This window comes from Gilvimarinus sp. 1_MG-2023, assembly GCF_030548285.1.
On sequence record NZ_JAUOSC010001590.1, the window covers coordinates 1 to 241 of the forward strand.

Here is a 241-nt window from a genome sequence, read left to right on the forward strand (position 1 = left end):
GTGCGCGAACCCCACGCATTACCGCTTCATCCCCTGTGCGATCTTCGGCATTGACCACATCCAGCATGTCTTTCAGAGCGCTCAGATACTCGGCGGCTTTGGGATCATCGATGTATTCCGGTGCCATGCCGCCGCCAAAGCTTATGCTTACCTGATCAGCGCCGCGGGGTTGCAACACCAGATACCAGAAATATCCCGGCGTCAGGGTAATCAGATGGCTTGGATAGATAGAGATTAACGC

The 241-nt window shown here is 54.8% G+C and carries 1 protein-coding gene; it reads right to left on the reverse strand.

The window, feature by feature from the left end:
- The coding region (locus Q4563_RS22165; protein ID WP_303606076.1) for a hypothetical protein at positions 1–241 on the reverse strand (241 nt) is incomplete at both ends.